This is a genomic window from Bulleidia sp. HCP3S3_C9 (assembly GCF_052064035.1).
In the GTDB taxonomy this organism is placed as follows: domain Bacteria; phylum Bacillota_I; class Bacilli_A; order Erysipelotrichales; family Erysipelotrichaceae; genus Bulleidia.
On the sequence record NZ_JBQHWJ010000039.1, the window covers coordinates 1 to 21,663 of the forward strand.

17 protein-coding genes are annotated in these 21,663 nt (G+C 34.8%); 6 read left to right on the top strand and 11 right to left on the bottom strand.

Going from position 1 to position 21,663, the window contains the following annotated elements:
* Window positions 1-242: 242 nt before the first annotated feature.
* Genes ACTND6_RS07495 through ACTND6_RS07510 form a run of 4 tightly spaced genes read right to left on the bottom strand, consistent with a single transcriptional unit; the run spans window position 243 to window position 4,353 of the window.
* Window positions 243-1,601 (bottom strand): MATE family efflux transporter, encoded by a 1,359-nt coding sequence (locus ACTND6_RS07495; protein ID WP_441023316.1) that lies wholly within the window; start codon window positions 1,599-1,601, stop codon window positions 243-245.
* Window positions 1,594-2,376, bottom strand: a complete 783-nt coding sequence (locus tag ACTND6_RS07500) for an HD domain-containing protein (RefSeq protein WP_441023318.1) — start codon at window positions 2,374-2,376, stop codon at window positions 1,594-1,596. Before ACTND6_RS07500 ends, ACTND6_RS07495 begins: the two co-directional genes overlap by 8 nt.
* Window positions 2,377-2,378: 2 nt before the next feature.
* On the bottom strand, window positions 2,379-3,383 hold the full coding sequence (locus ACTND6_RS07505) for a nucleoid-associated protein (protein WP_441023320.1): 1,005 nt from the start codon (window positions 3,381-3,383) through the stop codon (window positions 2,379-2,381).
* Window positions 3,384-3,438: 55 nt separating this feature from the next.
* The gene (locus ACTND6_RS07510) at window positions 3,439-4,353 is read right to left on the bottom strand and encodes an FAD-dependent oxidoreductase (RefSeq protein WP_441023322.1); all 915 of its coding nucleotides are present in this window, start codon (window positions 4,351-4,353) and stop codon (window positions 3,439-3,441) included.
* A 70-nt stretch (window positions 4,354-4,423) separates the two neighbouring features.
* On the opposite strand from ACTND6_RS07510, the gene ACTND6_RS07515 reads away from it, so the two are divergent.
* From ACTND6_RS07515 to ACTND6_RS07525, 3 genes are read left to right on the top strand one after another with little or no spacing between them, the layout of a single operon-like run.
* Window positions 4,424-5,167 carry an NAD-dependent protein deacylase gene (locus tag ACTND6_RS07515; RefSeq protein WP_178176941.1) on the top strand — a complete coding sequence of 248 codons (744 nt, stop codon included), beginning with the start codon at window positions 4,424-4,426 and terminating at the stop codon, window positions 5,165-5,167.
* A gap of 12 nt (window positions 5,168-5,179) precedes the next feature.
* A complete protein-coding gene (locus tag ACTND6_RS07520; protein WP_441023324.1) occupies window positions 5,180-6,922 on the top strand; it encodes an ABC transporter ATP-binding protein in 1,743 nt (580 codons plus the stop codon).
* Window positions 6,919-8,646, top strand: a complete 1,728-nt coding sequence (locus tag ACTND6_RS07525) for an ABC transporter ATP-binding protein (protein WP_441023327.1) — start codon at window positions 6,919-6,921, stop codon at window positions 8,644-8,646. The genes ACTND6_RS07520 and ACTND6_RS07525 overlap by 4 nt, the downstream gene beginning before the upstream one ends.
* A gap of 127 nt (window positions 8,647-8,773) precedes the next feature.
* On the opposite strand, the gene ACTND6_RS07530 is transcribed toward ACTND6_RS07525, so the two are convergent.
* On the bottom strand, window positions 8,774-9,430 hold the full coding sequence (locus ACTND6_RS07530) for a flavin reductase family protein (protein WP_441023329.1): 657 nt from the start codon (window positions 9,428-9,430) through the stop codon (window positions 8,774-8,776).
* A 113-nt stretch (window positions 9,431-9,543) separates the two neighbouring features.
* Here ACTND6_RS07530 and ACTND6_RS07535 point away from each other — a divergent pair, with 113 nt between their 5' ends.
* Window positions 9,544-10,884: an MATE family efflux transporter gene (locus tag ACTND6_RS07535; protein WP_441023331.1), complete on the top strand. Its 1,341-nt coding sequence runs from the start codon at window positions 9,544-9,546 to the stop codon at window positions 10,882-10,884.
* A 29-nt stretch (window positions 10,885-10,913) separates the two neighbouring features.
* Here ACTND6_RS07535 and ACTND6_RS07540 read toward each other — a convergent pair whose 3' ends face one another.
* The 3 genes from ACTND6_RS07540 to ACTND6_RS07550 form a co-directional block, all read right to left on the bottom strand.
* Window positions 10,914-11,462 carry an exonuclease domain-containing protein gene (locus ACTND6_RS07540; protein ID WP_178176804.1) on the bottom strand — a complete coding sequence of 183 codons (549 nt, stop codon included), beginning with the start codon at window positions 11,460-11,462 and terminating at the stop codon, window positions 10,914-10,916.
* A 7-nt stretch (window positions 11,463-11,469) separates the two neighbouring features.
* The gene (gene feoB, locus ACTND6_RS07545; protein WP_441023344.1) at window positions 11,470-13,809 is read right to left on the bottom strand and encodes a ferrous iron transport protein B; all 2,340 of its coding nucleotides are present in this window, start codon (window positions 13,807-13,809) and stop codon (window positions 11,470-11,472) included.
* A gap of 121 nt (window positions 13,810-13,930) precedes the next feature.
* A complete protein-coding gene (locus ACTND6_RS07550) occupies window positions 13,931-15,328 on the bottom strand; it encodes a 6-phospho-beta-glucosidase (RefSeq protein ID WP_441023333.1) in 1,398 nt (465 codons plus the stop codon).
* Between the two features lie 148 nt (window positions 15,329-15,476).
* Between ACTND6_RS07550 and ACTND6_RS07555 the strand changes: the two genes are divergently transcribed.
* On the top strand, window positions 15,477-16,301 hold the full coding sequence (locus tag ACTND6_RS07555; protein WP_441023334.1) for a MurR/RpiR family transcriptional regulator: 825 nt from the start codon (window positions 15,477-15,479) through the stop codon (window positions 16,299-16,301).
* 12 nt (window positions 16,302-16,313) lie between these two features.
* Here ACTND6_RS07555 and ACTND6_RS07560 read toward each other — a convergent pair whose 3' ends face one another.
* From ACTND6_RS07560 to ACTND6_RS07570, 3 genes are all read right to left on the bottom strand, one after another.
* Window positions 16,314-16,709: a (deoxy)nucleoside triphosphate pyrophosphohydrolase gene (locus tag ACTND6_RS07560; RefSeq protein WP_441045084.1), complete on the bottom strand. Its 396-nt coding sequence runs from the start codon at window positions 16,707-16,709 to the stop codon at window positions 16,314-16,316.
* A gap of 2 nt (window positions 16,710-16,711) precedes the next feature.
* Window positions 16,712-19,471 (bottom strand): DUF3427 domain-containing protein, encoded by a 2,760-nt coding sequence (locus tag ACTND6_RS07565; protein WP_441023338.1) that lies wholly within the window; start codon window positions 19,469-19,471, stop codon window positions 16,712-16,714.
* 79 nt (window positions 19,472-19,550) lie between these two features.
* Window positions 19,551-20,507, bottom strand: coding sequence for a DUF5688 family protein (locus tag ACTND6_RS07570; RefSeq protein ID WP_441023340.1), 957 nt, complete (start codon window positions 20,505-20,507; stop codon window positions 19,551-19,553).
* A 125-nt stretch (window positions 20,508-20,632) separates the two neighbouring features.
* Here ACTND6_RS07570 and ACTND6_RS07575 point away from each other — a divergent pair, with 125 nt between their 5' ends.
* Complete coding sequence (locus ACTND6_RS07575; RefSeq protein ID WP_441023342.1) at window positions 20,633-21,562, top strand: VanZ family protein; 930 nt, start codon at window positions 20,633-20,635, stop codon at window positions 21,560-21,562.
* Window positions 21,563-21,663: the final 101 nt, after the last annotated feature.

The following is a 21,663-nucleotide window of genomic DNA, read 5'->3' on the forward strand; positions in this document are numbered from 1 at the left end:
ATCTCAAGGATTTGATACATCTAAACTTATCTCTTCTTCATCTTGAATTTAACTAAGTGGATAACCACTTCTTTTTGTCATGTCTGCTACTTAGCATAATGTTTCACACTTTTTACACTCCTTAGGGAACAAATATACATAAAATTGTATCAAAAGTCCCCTAATTTTCAAATTCAAAATAGGGAACTTTTACGCTTAAAATTAATAAAAAAGTTCCCTAAATGATATTTGAAAAAAGATCCTCAACGTTGAGGACCTTTTGCCAAGATCTTATTAAAGCGTGTCATAAATGTAATTGTTGTGACAGTAGCTGCCAGGATATCACTGACAGGTTCTGCCAGGAATACCCCAAATACCTTATCACTCATAAACACAGGAAGAATCAAGATCAGTGGAATCAATAGAATCAACTTTCTCAATACTGCCAGGAATAAAGATATCTTTGCCTGTGATAAGCCAACAAATGTATTCTGACAGCTGATCTGAAAACCAGTCGCAAATATACCAGCCATATAAATTCTCATCACATTCGCTGTATAGCTTGTTAAAGCAACATCGGATGTAAAGATAGAAGCAAATACATTTGGCAAGAACATCATCAATACGAAGAAGCTGCAAGAATACACTGCACATACAATCAATTCACATACAAATGCCTTCTTGACTCTATCATTATTTCCAGCACCAAAATTATAAGAAATAATTGTCTGACCACCTTGTACAATTCCTTGTAGAGGCATAGAACAAAGCTGAGAAACACTTGTGATGATCGTCATTGCCCCTACCGCGATATCTCCACCATATCTAGCAAGAGAGCTTGTAAACGTCATCGAAAGAAGACTTTCTGTAGAAATCATAACGAATGTGGAAGATCCTAATGCTAAGCAAGGCATTAAAATATCCTTTTCAATCTTCATGTATTCTTTCTTTAAATGAAGAATTGTTTTCTTTCCACACAAGAACTTCAATATCCATAATGCACCAACTGCCTGAGAAAGTACGGTTGCGATTGCAGCACCCTGTACTCCCATATCAAAGATAAAAATAAAGATAGGATCTAAGATAATATTAATGACAGCACCAATCACTGTCGTCAGCATACTTGTTTTCGCAAATCCCTGGATTGTGATAAATGGATTCATGCCAAGTACAATTAATACAACGACAGTTCCAAGAATATAAATTCTTGCATAGGATAATGCATATGGAAGTGTTGCTTCACTTGCCCCAAACAATGTTAATAACTGTGGTGCAAACACATAGAATACAACTGTCAATATCACTGCGACAATCAATGAAAAAGAAAAGCAGTTTCCAATGACTTTTTCAGCTTTCTCATTTTCTTTTGCCCCAAAGAAAATAGATGCCTTTGGTGCACCGCCACTGCCCGCAAACATTGCGAACGCATTGATCATCATTAGAATTGGTGTAAATAAACCAACACCTGTTAATGCTGCTGCACCAATTCCAGGAATATGACCAATATAAATACGGTCAACAATGTTATATAAAAGATTTACGATTTGTGCGACAACCGCAGGGATCGCTAAGGAAGCAAGAAGCTTGCCTATGTTTTCTGTTCCAAGTTTTTCTTTATTCATTTGTTTCCATCCTTTTCTTCATATTTTTTTCAATTGTCTGAAGCATTGCATCAAATGTATGAATCGTATCAGGATTTTCAAATCCAATACGATCAATCATTCTTCTTAAATAGTTCTGTTTCTGAATGTATTCTAAAGCAGGTACGTAATTCACATCATACATAAATGCCAGGCGCATCACATATACATCTGCCGCACTCTTTCTTCCACCAGAAGCAATACAATGTCCTTCATAAAATTGCTTTTCAATTTCTTTTGAAATCTTTGACTGCTTGATTTCATCTTCCTTGATAAACAAGAAATCATCCACAGGATCTTCAATATGTACACGGAAGATGTCTGTTTTATCCGCATCGCGAATGATTTTAGCATGTGTCAATGTATTTTTGTTCAAACCATCTGCAATAGCATATTTGTTGTGATTCGAAATTGCCTGAAAAATAGTATCATCATACTTCTCATCTTCAACAAATGAACGAATCAAGTGATTCTCTTTCAAGATTTCAACACCAAGCTGTGCATGATCTACTGTCAGATAATCACGAAAATCATGAAATCTGCGTAACTGTTCAAAACGACCAATATCATGCAGTAAACCAATCACTTTTGCAAGCTGTACATTTTCTTCATCCATTCCAATGCCTCTAGCAATCATTTCAGATAATTCTGCAACTTTCATTGTATGAACGATCTTTAAGCGAACTTTCCCGTCATTTGCATCATAGTTTTTCACATATGTCTGAAAAGCATGCAATGCCTTATCATAATCAATCATATTTATACCTTATTTGTAATCTTTCCTATATTCTTGATTTCAATTGTAATCGTACCATCCTGATGATTCACAAATTCAATAAAATTTGAATTTTCAGAGTATTCTGTTGGAAATGACAATTCAATTCCAGTATCTGTCTTGATTTTTTGATTCTTCAGTTTCTTTGTCACGTACTGTTTTGGTACTTCTACTTCTTTTGGAAGTTCATGTTCTAAAGAAGCAGAAATAAATGTATTCTGCATTTCTTCAGATTCATTAAATACGTTTGCCGCAAGATCTTCTCGCGTCATAGGAACTTCTTCTTCCACACTGTCTTTTACGTAATTCTTATATTTTGATAATAACAATGTTGGATTGGTATCTGTTTTTATCGCAACTTCCTTGACAACTTCATGCACTTCCTTCAAAACTTCTTCTTTACTCTTTTCACAAGAACAATCCAGAATCATTTCCTGCATCACTTCTACATCTACTACATTCCATTTCATCTGATCCAGTAAATGAATTTCCTGATTTGTTTTATTAATGCAGGCAAATGTTGAAATCTTCTTTGTTGCAGATGGAAGAAGAGAATGCTGCTGAATGATCGTATTTGTAATCAATACACCATCCTGTTTTGTTAAATGTGTATATGCCATCTGATTTTCTAAAACAAGAAGCGCAACATATGGAACATCATCATATGTATAGTCAATGATCAATACATCATTTGCTGGATTCTCACAATTTTTGAGATATCCTTCTAACATGCTGGCTACATTCAAAGAATAGTCTACAAAGCTATACACATTATTCTGGTAGTCATTTAACAGCTTCAAGAATTGACTATCTTCATGAAAACAACCTTCTTGGCATCTAAGATCACTCATAATCTTTTGAATCTGTCGATGAACATATGTTTCAATGATCGTATCATCCATATTTAATGAACTCTGTGATAAGACCGTTGTACCTGCACTAAAATCAAAAATATGTAATATTGCCGCATTTACAAATATTGCTGCCATATACCCTCCAATCGAAAAAAGAAGAAAGCAACTGCTTTCTTCTATCTATTTTACTTCATTCCACAAAGGATTGTACAATTTCTTTTGCAAGAGCCTTGCCTTCTAATACAGCACTTCCAATTGTTGCAGGTCCTGTACATGCATCTCCCATAATATAAACATTCTCTAAAGAAGAAACATGTCCTTCTTTCTTTTCTAGAGAATCATGCAATGGCTTGAAATTAACCTTCTGCCCAATTGCCATCACAATCAAGTCAGCCTTTTCCACATATTCACTATCAGCAACTTCATGTGTACTTCTTCTGCCGCTTTCATCAGGTTCTCCTAGTTCCATCTTTACGACCTTTGCACCAACAACCTGACCATTTTCATCTCGCAGGATTTCTTTAATATTTTCCAGGAAATTGAATACAACACCTTCTTTTCTAGCATCTCGAATTTCAATCTTGTTCGCAGGCATTTCTTCTTCACTTCTACGATATACAACTTTCACATCATCAATGATACGCACTAAAGATCTCGCACAATCCATTGCGACGTTTCCACCACCCCATACAATCGCATGGTGGTATTTTTTATAATCATCATGATTGTGGTTGATATTCAAATCATAGAGCAGTGTTAATCCAGCGTATAGCCCATCTCCCGTATCAAATCCAAATGTATTTTCAACCTGTGCACCAATTGCCACAACAACACGATCATATTCATTTTGTAATTTTTCAAATAAAGCATGATCTACTTCTGTATTAAAATGAAACTTTACGCCATTTTCCACAAGTCCTTCATATGCCTTTGTCAAAAATGTTTTTGGCATACGATAATCAGGAATGCCTGTATAGATTGCTCCACCAATTTCTTTTTCCTTATCAAAGATATCAATATCAAATGCATTTGTTTTTACAAGTTCCTGTGCAAGTGTATATCCTGCAGGACCTGCACCAATAATTGCCAAAGAATGTCTATCCATTTTCTTCACCTCGCTGCTATTATCGCAATTCATTCAATGATATGCAAACATTTTGCATTATAATACTTGCATGAAAGACTTCAATGAACAAATTAAGACATTAAAAGACATGATTGAAGAAAGCCATACGATAGCTTTCTTTACAGGTGCGGGCATTTCCACACTCTCAGGCATCCCAGATTTCAGAAGCAAGAATGGATTATATTCCAATCGCTATCATGGGAAAAAGCCAGAAAAAATACTACATATTAAATACTTCAATAAGCATCCAGAAGAATTCTATGCATTCTATCGAGAAAAACTATTAATCGATAACATTGATCCAAATGTGATCCATTTATTTATTTCAGAGTTACAGCAGCTAGGAAAAGAAGTAACTGTAGTGACACAGAATATTGATGGTTTACACGAAAAAGCAGGTTCTTTAAAAATACATAACCTGCATGGAACAATTCATAGAAACTATTGTGTTGACTGTAAAAAGGAATATGACATTGATTACATCAAACAGACAGATGGCATCCCATATTGTAAAGAATGTGGTGGTATCATACGTCCCGCAATTACATTCTATGGAGAATTTTTAGACAAAGAAACATTCAAACAAGCACGTCTTGATACAAAAAATGCGGATCTATTGATTGTCCTTGGTACATCTTTGGTTGTATATCCGGCAAGTGAAATCGTTTCACATTTTAGAGGCAAACATTTAGTCATCATCAATAAAAAAAGGACAAAGTTTAACCACCAGGCAAATCTAGTCATTCAGGAAGATTTCGCCAAAGTATTTAATGCGTTGTTAAAAGAATTGTAGAAGAAGGGTTGCATGAAGAAATTATTGATTTATTTAAAAGATTATAAAAAAGAAAGTATTCTCGCTCCAGCATTTAAATTGCTGGAAGCTTTGTTTGATTTATTTACACCAATTCTTGTCGCAAATATTATCAACACAGGCATCAATACAAAAGATACAACATATATCTTTCATCAGTTTCTATTCTTGATTGCATTTGCTTTGATTGGTTTATCATGCAGTATTGTTGCTCAGTACTATGCATCTAAAAGTGCAGTTGGCTTTACCACAAAATTAAGACAGGCATTATTTGATCATATTCAATCATTATCCTATACAGAAATTGATACATTAACACCAGATACATTCATAACACGTTTAACTTCTGACTGTAATCAGATACAGAATGGTTTAAATCTCGCATTACGATTACTGTTAAGAAGTCCATTTATTGTATTTGGGGCAATGATTGCTTCATTCTTGATCAATGCAAAAATTGCATGGATTTTTGTTGTAACAATTGTATTGTTACTCATTGTTGTATTCTCCATCATGCTGATATCCATTCCTTTATTCAAAAAAGTTCAGAAGGCACTGGAAAAAGTTTTATCTCTGACACGAGAAAATCTTACTGGTGTTAGAGTCATTCGTGCATTCCGAAAAGAACAAGATGAAGTAAAAGAATTCAACAATGCAAATACTGCATATACAAAACAGAATGAATTTGTCGGAAAGATTTCTGCTTTAATGAATCCTTTAACATATGTCATTATTAATATCGCTACAATTCTTCTCATTCAAAAAGGTGCCATCCAGGTAAATCTTGGAAATCTGGCACAAGGTGATGTTGTTGCACTATACAACTACATGGCACAGATCGTTGTAGAACTGATTAAACTTGCATCTTTGATTATCACAATTGATAAATCAATTGCATGCGCAGAAAGAGTACAGTCTATCTTAGATGTCAATACAAGTATTTCCTACCCTGCAGAAACAAAAGAAGCATCTTCCAAAGACGCCATCACATTTGACCATGTATGCTTCCAGTATGCATCTGCTTCTGAAGAATCTCTGCATGATATCTCCTTTTCTATTAATAAAGGTCAGACTCTAGGAATTATCGGTGCAACAGGTGCAGGAAAGTCTACGATTGTAAATCTCATTCCTCGCTTCTATGACACAACACACGGAATCGTTTCCATTGATGGCATCAATGTCAAAGACTATACAAAAGAAGATCTCATCAAAAAAATTGGTGTTGTTCCACAAAAAGCAGTTCTATTCGCTGGCAGCATTCGCGATAACATGAAGATTGGCAATGAAAATGCTACAGACGAAGAAATCTGGGATGCATTACAGCTTGCACAGGCAAAAGAAGTTGTTGAAGGAAAAGACGGACAGTTAGATTATATGATTGAACAGAATGGCAGAAACCTGTCTGGCGGTCAGAAACAAAGACTTACCATTGCACGTGCATTCGTTAAAGATCCAGAAATTATTGTATTAGATGATTCCGCAAGTGCATTAGATTTCGCAACAGATGCGAAACTCAGAGCTGCTCTACAGACAATTCATAAAACAACTGTCATTGTTTCTCAAAGGACATCCTCCATCAAACATGCAGATCTGATTCTTGTATTAGATGATGGCAATTTAGTCGGTAAAGGAACACATGAAGAGCTCATGAAAAACTGTCACGTATATCAGGAAATCTACTATTCACAATTTCCTGAAGAAAAACCAGCAGATTTCAAGATGGAGGTACTCGCATGAAAATAGTTATAAAAGTTCTTCATCAGATTCAAAAGCAGAAATGGTTTGTTGCACTTTCTATCTTGCTTGCATCAGTGACCGTTGTATTGACACTGTATGCTCCAATTCTATTTGGTGATGCAATTGATTATCTCATCACTAAAGGAAATGTTGATTTCTCATCTTTAACAGAAATTCTATCAAAACTATTCTTTATGATTGTGCTCACTGGTGTACTTACATGGATCATGAATGTTATCGATAACCATGTAACATTCCATGTGGTAAAAGACATTCGTTCTTCTGCCATTGAAAGAATCCAGGTATTGCCACTCAAATATCTCGATGCACATTCTACAGGTGATATCGTATCTAGAATCATTGCAGATGCTGAACAGTTATCCGATGGGTTGCTGCTTGGCTTCACACAATTATTTACTGGTATCATTACAATCTTTGTGACACTGTACTTCATGTTTTCTAAATCTATCTGGATTACACTTCTTGTATTGGTATGTACACCTGTCAGTTTCCTTGTTGCACGTTTTATCGCAACACATTCCTATACAATGTTTAAAAAACAGTCAGAAACAAGAGGAAAAGAAACAGCACTCATTGAAGAAATGGTTGGAAATGCAAAGATTGTTAAAGCCTTTGGCTATGAAAATAATGCATCTGATGCATTCCGTACAATCAATACTGATCTATGTGAGTATTCACAAAAAGCAACATTCTATTCTTCTTTAACGAACCCATGTACACGTGCAGTCAACAATGTTATTTATGCACTTATTGCCTTAATTGGTGCATATCTCATCCTGCATGATCAGTTGACTGTTGGTGGATTGAGTATTCTATTGTCTTACGCAAATCAATACATGAAACCATTCAATGATATTTCTTCTGTTGTTACAGAATTACAGAATGCGATGGCATGTGCAGAAAGAATCTTCAGCTTTATGGAAACAGATACAGAAGTAGAAGAAACAAGCAAAACATTGCAGGAATGCAACGGATCTGTATCCATTCAAGACGTATCATTCCGTTATGATGAAGCAAAACCACTCATTGAAGATTTCAATCTAGAAGTGAAACCTGGTATGAGAATTGCATTGGTTGGCCCAACAGGATGTGGTAAAACAACGTTTATTAACTTATTGATGCGCTTCTATGATGTACGGACTGGTGCAATCTGTATTGATGGAGAAAATATTAAAGATTTAACAAGACATTCTGTACGTTCTTGTTATGGCATGGTGCTGCAGGAAACATGGCTCAAAGAAGGTACAGTTAGAGATAACCTCATCTTTGGTAAAGAAAATGCAAGTGAAGAAGAAATCATCCACGCATGTAAAGAAGCTCACAGCTGGGAATTTATTAAGAAGCTTCCAAAACAGCTAGATACATATATTACAGAAGATACACTCTCTGCTGGTCAAAAACAGCTGTTATGTATTACAAGAGTCATGCTTGCCTTGCCAGCAATGCTGATCTTAGATGAAGCAACAAGTGCAATTGATACAAGAACAGAACTACAGATTCAAAATGCATTTGATACGCTCATGAAAGGTAGAACAAGTTTCATTGTTGCCCACCGTTTATCAACAATTCGTAATGCAGATGTTATTCTTGTTATGAAAGATGGAAAAATTATTGAATCAGGCAATCATGAATCCTTAATGGAAAAGAAAGGATTCTATGAAAAGCTATACAGTTCTCAATTTGTGATTCCAGAAAAAATATAGTCGAAGAAAATTTTTCTCCGACTTTTTTTCTTATTGCAAGATATATGCATAAATTCAATAAATTCAACTAATTCTCAAAAAAAAGCCATCACATAAATGCATCATGTGATGACTAATATATCTTAAATTAATGTTGTCTGCCTTTTTTTCTACCTTTGAAGTTTGTACGATTTCCTTTTGGTGTCTTCACTTCTTTCAGGTTTTCTTTCTGTTCACTCTTTAAAGAAGTAAAGCCAAACTTTCCAAGTTTCTTTCCTAACGCAAAGTATTCCCCATGACTATAAGCAACTAAATCTGCTTTATGAAGATCCAGTCTGCCATTTTCATCTAATAAAGATTCATCAATATCTGTACTGACAACTTCAGCAATGAACATATCATGACTGCCAAGTTCTAGAATTTGTTTCACTTTACATTCAAGGCATACAGGACTCTCTTTAATACAAGGTGCTTTTACAAGTTTTGCTTCTTCTTCCGTGATATGTAATTGACCAGGAAGATCAAACTTATCTACTTTTGCCCCACTATAGATACCACAATAGTCTGTCGCTCTAACCATGGCACGATTTGTTAAACACATGACAAATTCACCACTCTTTTCAATAATGTCATGAGAATAACGATTCTTACGAATGGATACAGATACCATGACAGGATCGGAACAGATTGTTCCAGCCCAGGCAGCTGTCATCGCATTTGCTTTTCCATTTTCATCTCTACATGTAATCAATACTGCAGGTACTGGATTTAACATGTTACTTGGTTTCCAATATTGTCTACTCATATATGTATTTCCTTTTTATCTCAATTATTTTAGCATACACAATCTTATTTCCATATTATGGAAAATTGTTTCGTTCATTCCGTCTTATAATAATTAGGAATCGAGGGGAAAATATGAATAAAATAGATTTGATCAAAGAAACGCTCTCCACTGCATGGCCTGCAGTCCTAGAAAGCTTTTTTATTTCTTTGGCTGGTATGATCGATACAATGATGGTAGCTACATTAGGTACGTATGCCGTTAGCGCAGTTGGTTTAACAATACAGCCAAAATTCATAACACTTTGCTTCTTTTTTTCTATTAATGTTGCGGTCAGTGCACTTGTCGCAAGAAGAAGAGGACAAAACAATCAAAGAAATGCAAATGAAGTACTTGTGACTGCCTTTGTAATATCTTTGATTCTCTGTGTTATATTAACAACTGTGTCACTCATATTCGCAAGTGATATCATTCGTTTTGCAGGATCTGCTGCTGATACACATGATGCTGCAGTAACATATTTCTGTGTAATTCAAGGCGGCATGATCTTCAATGTCATCTCTATGGTCATTAATGCTGCACAAAGAGGAAGTGGAAATACAAAGATTGCGATGACCACAAATATCTCCTCTTCAATCGTCAATATCATCTTTAACTATCTTTTGATTGGCGGTAATTTTGGATTCCCTAAACTCGGATTATTCGGTGCAGCTTTTGCGACGGTATTAGGTACTGTTGTCGCATCCATTCTTTCTATTCGCTCTTTATTCAAGAAAGAAAGCTATGTATCCATTCCTTATATCTTAAAAGAAAAAATTCATCCTGTTTCTACAACATTATCCGCAATCACAAAACTTGGCAGTAACATGTTAGCTGAAAATATTGCAATGCGTGTTGGCTTCCTTGTAACTTCTTTATTAGCAGCACGCCTTGGTACAGATGCCTTTGCGGCACACAATGTTGGTATGAACTTCTTAACATTGGCTTTCTCGTTTGGTGATGGTATGCAGGTCGCTGCGGTTTCATTAATTGGACGCTCCCTGGGTGAGAAGAATCCTGAAAAGGCAAAAACTTATGGTAATATATGTCAGTTAATTGGATTTATGATTTCACTCATTCTAGCAGTCATCTTATTCTTCTTTGGAAGAGAACTATTTGGTTTATTCTTTACACAAGAAGACATCTTAAATGATGGTGTACTCATTTCAAGATTCATTATGGTCATTGTACTCTTCCAGATTTCTCAGATTATCTTTGGTGGATGTCTGAGAGGTGCGGGAGATGTTAAATATACACTTGTTGCTTCATTAATTTCTGTAACTTTAATTCGTTCCATTGTGACGTATGCTCTTGTATCTTTGATTCCTTTAGGTCTTGCAGGTATCTGGATTGGTGTATTATCTGACCAGTTATCTCGTTTCATTCTTCTTGGAATACGTTTTAAAAAAGGAGAATGGGTACAATATCAAATCTAAAAAAGATTGCTTCACGGCAATCTTTTCTTTTACTTCTTTTGAATATCTTCCAGGATTGCCTGACAAATCATACAATCCTTTTCTGCACGGTGCGCACCTTGAATATTGATACCTAGATACTCAGCCACTGCAGTTTGTCTATGTGAAGATAATGATGGATACACTCTTCTAGTTAATAAAAGTACATCGAGATAGTTATTACTTAAGATTTCATTCGTACATACTTTTAAATTGTCATACAGGAAGTTCAAGTCAAAATTGATATTGTATCCAACAATAACTTCATTCTTTACAAACGAATAGAAATCATGAATACATTCTGAGATATCCGGTGCATTCTTTACCATTTCATTTGTAATGCCAGTTAAACCAGTAATAAAAGCAGAAATACTTTCATTTGGATGAACAAGTGTATGATATGAATCAATCAATACATTCTGTTCATACTTTAATGCTGAAATTTCTATAATTTCATTACTTTGTGGATCTAATCCTGTTGTTTCAATATCCACAACAACATATTTATCTGGAAGGCACTTGACTGCACAACCTTTTCCAATTCTTTTCACTTTTGCCATGAAACAATTATATCAGCAAACTTCCAAGAATATGAACAGCAAATGCAATCAACCATGCCAATACACATTGCCACACAACAACACCAATCGCATACTTGCTTCCAAGTTCTCGCTTGATGGAAGCAATTGCCGCAATACATGGTGTATATAACAAACAGAATACAAGTAAACAAATCACAGAAAGTACAGATAATGAAGATGTAAAGCCAGCTGGATATAATACCTGTAAAGTAGAAACAACACTTTCCTTTGCCATCACACCAGAAATCAAAGAAGTTACAATACGCCAGTCATTCAATCCAAGCGGTGCAAAGAGAAATGCAATTCTAGAAGAAATCAATGCTAGAATACTTTGACTAGAATCCTGCACAAGATCAAAATGCAGATTAAAACTTTGTAAGAACCATACAACAACTGTTGCGATAAAGATGACAGTAAAAGCTTTTTGGATAAAGTCTTTTGCTTTTTCCCATAGCAGCTGTAAAACATTTTTTGCACTAGGTAAACGATAGTTAGGAAGTTCCATCACAAAAGGAACTGCTTCCCCCGGAAATAAATACTTCTTGAAAATAACCGCAACAAGAACACCAACCAGCATTCCCACAAAATACAACGCTGCCATCACAAGTCCTGCATAATGTGGAAAGAATGCATTAGCAAAAAATGCATAGATTGGAAGTTTCGCACTGCATGACATAAATGGTGTCAATAAGATTGTCATCTTTCTATCACGTGCAGATGGAAGGGTTCTCGTTGACATGACCGCAGGTACCGTACATCCAAAACCAATTAGCATAGGTACAATACTTCTGCCAGATAAACCAATCTTTCTTAACAGCTTATCCATAAAGAAAGCAACACGTGCAATGTATCCACTGTCTTCCATTAAAGAAAGGAAGAAGAACAACGTCACAATAATTGGAAGAAATGATAATACAGAACCAACACCCGCAAAGATACCATTGACAATCAAACTTTGCAGAGCTTCATTTACCTGCATCTGCTGCATCCATCCACTCACGTTTGCTGATAGTACATCAATACCTGCCTGCAATAAATCTTGCAAAAAAGCACCAATCACATTAAATGTTAAATAAAATACACAAAGCATAATACCAATAAAGCAAGGCAATGCCGTATATTTCCCTGTCAGAATACTGTCAATCTTTTCACTGCGAACACTTTCTTTGCTTTCTTTTGGTTTTACAACCGTTAATTCACAAACTTTTTCAATGAATGAAAAACGCATATCCGCCATCGCTGCACTACGATCTAAACCAGATTCTTTTTCCATCTGTACAACGATATGTTCAATCATTTCTTGTTCATTCTGTTCCAGTTTTAACTGTTCAATGATTAATGTATCTCCTTCAATGACTTTACTGGCAGCAAAGCGCAAAGGAATATCCGCAGCTTTAGCATGGTCTTCAATCAGATAACAGATGGAATGAATACAACGATGCACTGCACCACCTCTTTCATTCTCATCACAATAGTCTATCTGCTCCGGTCTTTCCTGGTATTTCGCAATATGGATTGCATGACGAACAAGTTCATCAACACCTTCATTTTTTGCGGCAGAAATTGGTACAACAGGAACACCTAGTAACTGTTCCATCTGGTTTACATCAATAAATCCATGATTATTTGTCACTTCATCCATCATATTTAATGCAACAACCATTGGTGTATTCATTTCCAATAGCTGCATTGTTAAATACAGATTTCTTTCAATATTTGTTGCATCAATAATATTGATGATAGCCTTTGGTTTTTCATTTAACACAAAATTACGACTTACAATTTCTTCACTACTGTAAGGAGACATCGAATAAATACCAGGTAAATCTGTTACTCTTGTATTTTCATATCCTTTGATTGCCCCATCTTTTCGATCCACAGTAACACCAGGAAAGTTCCCAACATGTTGATTGGATCCTGTCAATTGATTAAATAAGGTTGTTTTCCCACAGTTTTGATTTCCAACCAGCGCATATGTTAAGCACACATCATCTGCTAATGGATGTTCATCTTTCTTGATGTGATACTTTCCATTCTCACCAAGTCCTGGATGCGCTGTTCTTTTCATTTTTTTGCTTTTCTGTTTGCTTTTATCAACTGTTTCTATATCAGATATTTCAATTTTTTCAGCTTCAGATAAACGAAGAGATAATTCATATCCATGGATCTTGATTTCCATAGGATCTCCCATTGGAGCGAACTTTACGACTGATACGACTACACCAGGAACCATTCCCATATCCAGGAAATGTTGTCTCAATGCACCTTCACCGCCAACACTTTGAATCGTTCCACTCTGTCCAATTTTTAAATCTTTTAATGTCATCATACATTCTTACTCCATTCGTTTACTATGATATACCATCCAACAAAGTTAGTCAGTAATAACAAACTAAAATTACAAGAATTTTAAAAGATCCCACAAAGGGGATCTTATTATAAGTTTCTTATAGTCCTGCTTCGCAAAGCTTTCTAGCTGTTTCGTCCTGTACAGTAACACCCTTTGCTTCAAGTTCAGCAATCTTTTCAGCAAACTGTGGCAAGTACTTCTTATGAGCTACGAGCATTTCATCCAGCAAGTCCTGTGCACACTTACCATGCTTTACAAGTGGGTTGATCTGGAATGCTTCTAAAGCCTTGTTATAGTTACCAGTTAAAGCAGCTTCAATGATTGTTTCTTCCATAGCCTTCATTAACTGAACCATACCTCTAACTGCTGGTTCAAAATGGCCGAATGCAAGAGGTTCTGCACCGTGTCTAGTAATTCTTGCGGATACTTCGACGATTGCATCATCTTCAATATCAGGTAATGCACCCTTGTTTTCACAAGATACAACCATTACCTTACCAGAGTTATTGTAAATAGCATTGATAGTTTCACATGCTGCATCACTGTAGTATTTACCACCACGTTTTCCAAGAAGTTCTGGCATTTCATGTAAAGCTGGATCCTTGTAGAGTTCAAATAACTGACGTTCAACTTCCTTAACACTTTCAGCTCTTGTTTCATGTTTAGCAAAATCTTCTAATTCCTTCTTCATCATTTCTTCTGTTAAATAGTAGTAACGATGATATCCACATGGCAGGCAATCCATAGCAAGCAACTGATCTAATAAGAACTTTTCGTTTTGAATATTCTGCATGTTGCTCTTATCATCTTCCATCATCTTATAAGCAATTTCATGTGTCAGATTTTCACCTGTCTTTGCATCGAATACTTTATGGAAGTGGAAATGGTTCAATCCAGCAAATTCAAAGTTCAATTCATCTTCTGCTTTACCAAGCATCTTTGGTTCCTGCATCATGATATTTACTGGAACATTACATAGACCAATACATCTCTTCCATCCACACTGACGGATAACTGTTTCTGTAATCATACCAGATGGGTTTGTGAAGTTAATGAGCCATGCATTTGGACATAGTTCCTTCATGTCTTCAACAATTGCCTTGATCACTGGAGCTGTTCTCAACAGCTTAAACATACCACCAGCACCGTTTGTTTCCTGGCCTAAGAAGCCATGAGATAGTGGAATTCTTTCATCCTTGATACGTGCATTTAATAAACCAACACGGAACTGTGTTGTTACAAAGTCAGCATCCTTTAATGCTTCTCTTCTATCAAGAGTTAAATGTACCTTTACATCATATCCAGATGCATCCCACATTCTTTGTGCCAATGCTCCTACGATTTCAAGTTTTTCTTTTCCATCTTCAATATCAACCAGCCAGATTTCACGAATTGGAAGCGTATCATAACGCTTGATAAATCCCTGCATTAATTCTGGTGTGTAAGATGATCCACCACCAATTGTAACGATTTTTACACCTTTTGTTTCACTCATTTTAGTTTTCTCCTTTAACTGTTTACAGAATAACACAGATAAAAAAAATGAAAATACATTGCCCACAAAGTGGCAGTTTGTTCCGAAACTTTTCTACATTTTTACAATTTATTTCGGAATTTTATTCCAACTTTGCTATAATAGATGCATGACATTACAAGAACAATTAAAAGAAAAAGATAACTTTACAGAAAACGAAAAAATTATCGCAGATTATATCCTTTCACATAAAGATGATGTACTACAAATGTCCATTCAATCTCTTGCATTAAAAACATTCACTTCAACAAGTGCAATCATGAGATTATGTACAAGATTAAATCTCTCTGGATTCAAAGATTTCAAGTTCCGTTTTTCACAAGAACTTCTCCGCGCAAATACAGACTATAATGACGTAGATCCAAACTTTCCATTTTCTAAAAATGACAGTATTCCAGAAATCTCTCAACAGTTAAAGAAGCTAACGATTCAGACACTTCAGGAAACACAGAAAATGCTTTCTACACAAGACATGAAGAAAGCATGTATTATGATGAAAAATGCAAAACACGTTGCATTGTTTGGGGTTGGTGATGCGTATCTGGCAGGTTTAGCATTCCAGGCAAGTATGACACGTACTGGAACAAATTATATTGTTACTCCTGTTTATGGTGAACAAGGACATTTAGCTAAAACATTACATCCAGATGATTGTGCATTATTGCTTTCCTATTCTGGTTCTACTCAAAGTACAATTGATAATGCAAAATCATTAAAAAAGAGAAAAATACCTACAATCTGCATTACCGCAAATGCAAGCAGTGAACTCGCTAAAATATGTGATATTTCATTATTTCTACCCGCAAAAGAAGATAAAGGACATCGAATTGCGGCATTCTTCTCACGTGCAAGTATGGAATACTATTTAAATGTTATGTATTCTTATTTATACGTATTAGACTATGATAAACATATAAAAGAAACGATTGACTGATCGTTCCTTTTTTTATTTCCATTCAATTTGTTTTAATTGTGCAACAATCTTTCGATCAGCTTCCAGCCAATCTAAAGTATCAAGTGTTTGTTTTGTAATCCACGTGCCAGCTTCTGCTTCTTTCATAATCATATGCCCCTCTACAATCGAACACCAGTAGCCAGACATCACTAAGTGAAAGGATGAATATGTGTGCTCAATCATACATAGTTTTTCTTCAACACATACTTCCGTATCGAACTCTTCAAGAATTTCTCTCTTTAAAGCTTCTTGTTCACTTTCACCACTTTCAATTTTTCCGCCAGGAAATTCCCATCCATCTTTCATTTCACCATAGCCACGCTGCGAAGCATAGATTCTATGATTTTCATCATATATTAAAGCACATACAACATGTATTGTTTTCATCATCAGTTCATCCTTGTAAGACCAAAATCATACTGCAGATAGTCTGGAAGTACTTCTTCCATTTCAATATCAAATAAGTATGTCTGATTCTTTTCCTGCTTTCTAGGATTTGTCAGTTTTCCCTTTCCAACATATGTAAATGGTAATACCATTCCATTTTCTGAAGTTACTTTTCTTACAAATACATAAGCAAATTCACTATCTCTTAGACTTTCATATTCTTTTTGAGAAACATGATTCATACTTTCCCATTGAAAAACAGACGGTGAAAGAAACTTATCCATATAATTCTTTCTCTCTTCTACACTTGCATCTTTCTTTAAAGAAGCAAATATCACAACTGTCTTACCGTAAATATATGTACCTTTCTGATTAGACTTTGGATCTTTCAATAATTTTCTTTGTACCTGATCCATACGATAGTTATTGAATGTAATGAATGGTTCATTGACCTGATACTGTTCCGCTTCATACTTTGTTAAGCCATAGGCAATTAAATCATTCACATGTTCTTTCAATTCAGGATCGAATGCAACATTCAATGAACAATATCCATCTTCATCTTTGTTCAACGCACCTTCTTTGATCATAAATTTTATGACATGCTCAAAGACTTCTAAATCACATGAAAGTATATTCTGCATCTCTTTTACATGCATTTTCTTTTCCATTAACAGTGATACAATCTGATATTCATATGGACGAACAAGTGGCAATAGATGTGATAAATATTGTAAGAATGTAATCTGTTCATCTGAAAATACTGGAAGATTACTTTCCTGCATTTCTTTCAAGAAAAGATAATAACAATTCGCTTTCTTGCCATCATATTTTATATTCATGAATTTCATAATATCTGGAGCACAGTCATTATTTAAATAGTCCATGTGTGTTGGATAAAACTCACAGTTAATATGTGTTTTAAAATTGAGATAATCCTGTTTCAAATACTGTTTACTGTTGAAATTCTCATTTTCAAGATACGTAATAATTTCATTTTGACTCTCATGGTCCAATTCAATTCTGACACCATACTGATACAAATCCAGACAAGAAAAATTATCTTTGACCATATCCATCATGAGACGTTTCTCTAATACGAGATTTTTCGATAAGCTGCCAAGTGCTAAAGCAATCTGCACACTTCTCTTATAGCTGTTTCCAATGAAGTCCAATACCGTCACAAATGATTTATTTGCATACTTACGTAAACCTCTGCCTAACTGTTGAATAAATACAGTGGAAGATTCCGTTGGACGTAAGAAAAGCACCATATTCACACCAGGAATATCCACACCTTCATTCAAAATATCTACAGAACATAAGATTTCTAGTTCTTTATCATCACTTTGTAAATCATCATATGCACGCATTCTTTCACCAACACTGTTGTTTCCCGTTAAATACGTTGCGTGATATCCTTGTTGTTGAAAAGCTTCAGCCATCATCCTTGCATGTGTTTGATTTCTACAGAAAACAAGTGCTTTTAACTTTCCATCTATTCTATGCTTTTCAATCTCATCACAAATAAACTTGCAATGCGGTGTATCAACAATCTGCGCAAGCATTTGATGTTCCTGTTTTTTTGATAGATCATAATCTACTAAAGTATCTCGGATGCCATAATAATGAAATGGTACAACAAGATCATTGATAATTGCATCTCGCAGTCTTAACTCATATGGCACATTCTGATCAAACAACGAAAACACATCCTGGTTATCAAGTCTTTCTGGCGTCGCAGTCAAACCAAGCATAAATTCCGGTTCAAAGTATGAAATGATTTTTTGATAGCTTTCAGCTACGGCATGATGACATTCATCAATTACAATATAATCAAATGTATCCTTAGAAAACAGTTCCAGATTATTTGACATCGTAATATTTGTCGCAAATACAAAATCTGCATTGATTTCTTTACTGCCTCCTGTATACATGCCATATGTCTTTTGATTTCCAAATACTTTTTGAAATGTTTCTCTCGCTTTAGATAGAATCGAACTCTCATGTACGATATACAACAATCTATCAGGATTAAAATTTAAAGCATCAAAAGCAGAAAGATACGTCTTTCCGCTTCCCGCACTACAGACAGTCATTGCACGGTGCACACCCATCGCACGATAGCGATTCAGTTCTTTCAGTGCATTCTTCTGCATATAGTTTGGTTTGATTTCACTTTGTATGACATCATAATCCATATCCCATCTTTCAATGGCATAATTTAATTTTCTAGCATATTTCTGAATTCCATCACTTGTTAATACATTTGTTTTATCCCAAAGATAATTAAATTCATGCACCACTTCCTGATACAAGCAGCCATGTATTGTATCTTTCATTAACAGATCCCATTCGATATTTTTCAATAACGCAAAACGTGTAATATTCGAAGATCCAACAATGATATCTACATCCTCACCATATGTAAAAACATATCCTTTAGAATGAAATCCTTTTGTTTCATATGCTTCGCTCATAAAGCATGCATCATCTAAATGGCATTCAAAATTATCATAGGTATTTGCCAGATTTAAAAAAAGCTGTAGAGATTCAATATCTGTAAAATTCTGATATGTTGAAGTAATCAGTTTCCCTTTACACCCTCTTTGGATTGCAGATTCCAATTCCTTATATAACAAAACAAGGCCTGCTTTTTTAATAAAACTCACGGAAAAAACAAACGAATCACATCGCTTCAAATTATCTTTGATTTGATTCAAAAATGTTATTTCTGAAGTATTTGTCAAAAAAGAATTCATAAATTTATTTTAGCAGCATTTTACTTCCACGACCAGATCATAAAAAAGCAGGAACACGTATCATTCCTGCTCATCTGATTCACCACTCTTCTTCGTCTACTTCATTTTCGCATTTGATTTTTTCTCTTTCATATGTTTTTGGATCATATGAAATATCTTTTCTTCTACAGTATTCTTCACTTGTTTCTAAACGATTCACTTCTGGATCATATACATAAGCATGGGTTGATAGTACAGACGTTTCATTATCACAATATTTTGTATTGCATCTCGCAATTGTTTTATCAATTTCTTCATAATCTTTTCTAGAAGATAAAGAATATGCTATCAATTCATGAATCGACGCTGGAATCAAAATAAAACCCTCTGGAAAGATTTCCAACAGTTCAGGGATCGTTTCTGGATAGAACAATACTGCAGCACCATTTAAGAATTGATCATTTGTTACCATCACAACTTTTGGATGATTCTCTTCAGAAGGAAAGTAATCATCACGAATTCTTGCGGGATAGTTCTTTTTACAGCTATTCATAGCATCTTTTTCAAACTGTTCTAAAGATACACCAAACTTCTTTATCATTTCATTTGTAACAACAGCACTATTCAACTGCCCATTGTGATTCGATATTTCAATCTGATATGTCAAAATCAGATCACACATTCTTTGATGTGGATAGTTCTGTAACGTACAACCATCATTTTTATGATGTCTCACACGCATAAACAATTTATCTTTCATAATATTATAGTTTGTTAACCAATCCGGCACTTGCATATGCGTATTTTCAACGATGACATCTTTGATCATTTCAACAATCGAAGCAATTGTTTCACCCTGCTGGTATTTTCTGTAACAGTCACCTAAATTCACACGCACCATTGTGGGAACATGTTCCAGTTTCACACCAATACTTTCGTATGTTTCTCCCACTTTTTCCACGTGATCAATACGAATGGTTCCTCTTCTGAATTCCACAGGCAATACATACTTCAATCTTTCCTTCACGGTTTCTTTAAACAGTTCATAACTTTTCATATCTACCTCCTAGAGTCATGTCTCTCTAAAAGTAATATTCACAACTTTTTTCATAATTCCCTAAAAAAAGTTAAGATTTCAATAAAAAGATATGCATTAAAATGAAAACACAGGAGGAATTATCTATGCATACATATCTATGGATCATTCAACAGGCAATTCTTTTCTTTCCATTACTAGCATTCTTCATCACAATTCCATACATGTTATATAACTATCACAAGTATGGAAGTATCATCGCTATCAGAACATTATTGATATATTCATTTGTATTGTATTTACTGTGTGCTTTCTTTCTTGTCATTCTTCCTTTACCAGAGAAAAGCAAAGTCGCAATGATGACTTCAAGTAGAGTACAACTCATTCCATTTACATTTATCAAAGACATCATCAAAGAAGCAAAACATCTTCATGGTATTTCTATCATTCTTCACAATAAAGCTATCTATCAGTTTCTGTTCAATATTCTAATGCTGATACCATTCGGCATGTTTCTACACTATTATTTTGCATGTAATCTAAAAAGAACAATTCTCTTTTCGTTTCTATTATCATTGTTTTTTGAAATTACACAGCTCACTGGAATCTTCTTCATTTATCCAAGAGGCTATCGATTATTTGATGTAGATGACCTGCTGGCAAATACACTTGGCGGTTTCCTTGGCTATGCTTGTGTAATTCCTTTGAAAAATGTATTACCTTCAAAAAATACAATGGATGAAATGAGTTTTACAAAAGGAAAGAAAATAACACTTTCCAAATGGATGACTTCTGTTATTTTAGATTCTTTCTGCTGTATTTTCATTACAGGATTTACATCCATTGTATTATCAATCATTCATGTCAATATACATATCATCTTGATCTATTTTGTCGTATATGCGCTATGGAATTGCATTCGAAATGGAAAAACATTTGGCAAGAAATTTACACATATGCAGATTGTAGATGCATCTAGCAAAGATGCAAAGTGGTATCAATTCTTGATTCGCTATGGTGCATTTTATCTATATTTCTATATTCCAGATGTATTACGTTTTCTTTTTCATAACTGACCACCTGATTCAAAAAAGTTCAGAAATCTCTTTAGTGTCCGCTTTTTAGTACAATAAAATCATATTGCTGGATATACACTTTAACTGCGAGGTAAAAGTAT

What these genes read in the sequence shown, in the direction of transcription:
- ACTND6_RS07525 (WP_441023327.1), top strand. Translation starts at nt 6,919, where the DNA reads ATGAAAATAGTTATAAAAGTTCTTCATCAGATTCAAAAGCAGAAATGG.
- feoB (WP_441023344.1), bottom strand. Translation starts at nt 13,809, where the DNA reads ATGACATTAAAAGATTTAAAAATTGGACAGAGTGGAACGATTCAAAGT.
- ACTND6_RS07505 (WP_441023320.1), bottom strand. Translation starts at nt 3,383, where the DNA reads ATGGCAGCAATATTTGTAAATGCGGCAATATTACATATTTTTGATTTT.
- ACTND6_RS07550 (WP_441023333.1), bottom strand. Translation starts at nt 15,328, where the DNA reads ATGAGTGAAACAAAAGGTGTAAAAATCGTTACAATTGGTGGTGGATCA.
- ACTND6_RS07560 (WP_441045084.1), bottom strand. Translation starts at nt 16,709, where the DNA reads ATGAAAACAATACATGTTGTATGTGCTTTAATATATGATGAAAATCAT.
- ACTND6_RS07500 (WP_441023318.1), bottom strand. Translation starts at nt 2,376, where the DNA reads ATGATTGATTATGATAAGGCATTGCATGCTTTTCAGACATATGTGAAA.
- ACTND6_RS07575 (WP_441023342.1), top strand. Translation starts at nt 20,633, where the DNA reads ATGCATACATATCTATGGATCATTCAACAGGCAATTCTTTTCTTTCCA.
- ACTND6_RS07530 (WP_441023329.1), bottom strand. Translation starts at nt 9,430, where the DNA reads ATGAGTAGACAATATTGGAAACCAAGTAACATGTTAAATCCAGTACCT.
- ACTND6_RS07495 (WP_441023316.1), bottom strand. Translation starts at nt 1,601, where the DNA reads ATGAATAAAGAAAAACTTGGAACAGAAAACATAGGCAAGCTTCTTGCT.
- ACTND6_RS07535 (WP_441023331.1), top strand. Translation starts at nt 9,544, where the DNA reads ATGAATAAAATAGATTTGATCAAAGAAACGCTCTCCACTGCATGGCCT.
- ACTND6_RS07520 (WP_441023324.1), top strand. Translation starts at nt 5,180, where the DNA reads ATGAAGAAATTATTGATTTATTTAAAAGATTATAAAAAAGAAAGTATT.
- ACTND6_RS07510 (WP_441023322.1), bottom strand. Translation starts at nt 4,353, where the DNA reads ATGGATAGACATTCTTTGGCAATTATTGGTGCAGGTCCTGCAGGATAT.
- ACTND6_RS07565 (WP_441023338.1), bottom strand. Translation starts at nt 19,471, where the DNA reads ATGAATTCTTTTTTGACAAATACTTCAGAAATAACATTTTTGAATCAA.
- ACTND6_RS07540 (WP_178176804.1), bottom strand. Translation starts at nt 11,462, where the DNA reads ATGGCAAAAGTGAAAAGAATTGGAAAAGGTTGTGCAGTCAAGTGCCTT.
- ACTND6_RS07570 (WP_441023340.1), bottom strand. Translation starts at nt 20,507, where the DNA reads ATGAAAAGTTATGAACTGTTTAAAGAAACCGTGAAGGAAAGATTGAAG.
- ACTND6_RS07555 (WP_441023334.1), top strand. Translation starts at nt 15,477, where the DNA reads ATGACATTACAAGAACAATTAAAAGAAAAAGATAACTTTACAGAAAAC.
- ACTND6_RS07515 (WP_178176941.1), top strand. Translation starts at nt 4,424, where the DNA reads ATGAAAGACTTCAATGAACAAATTAAGACATTAAAAGACATGATTGAA.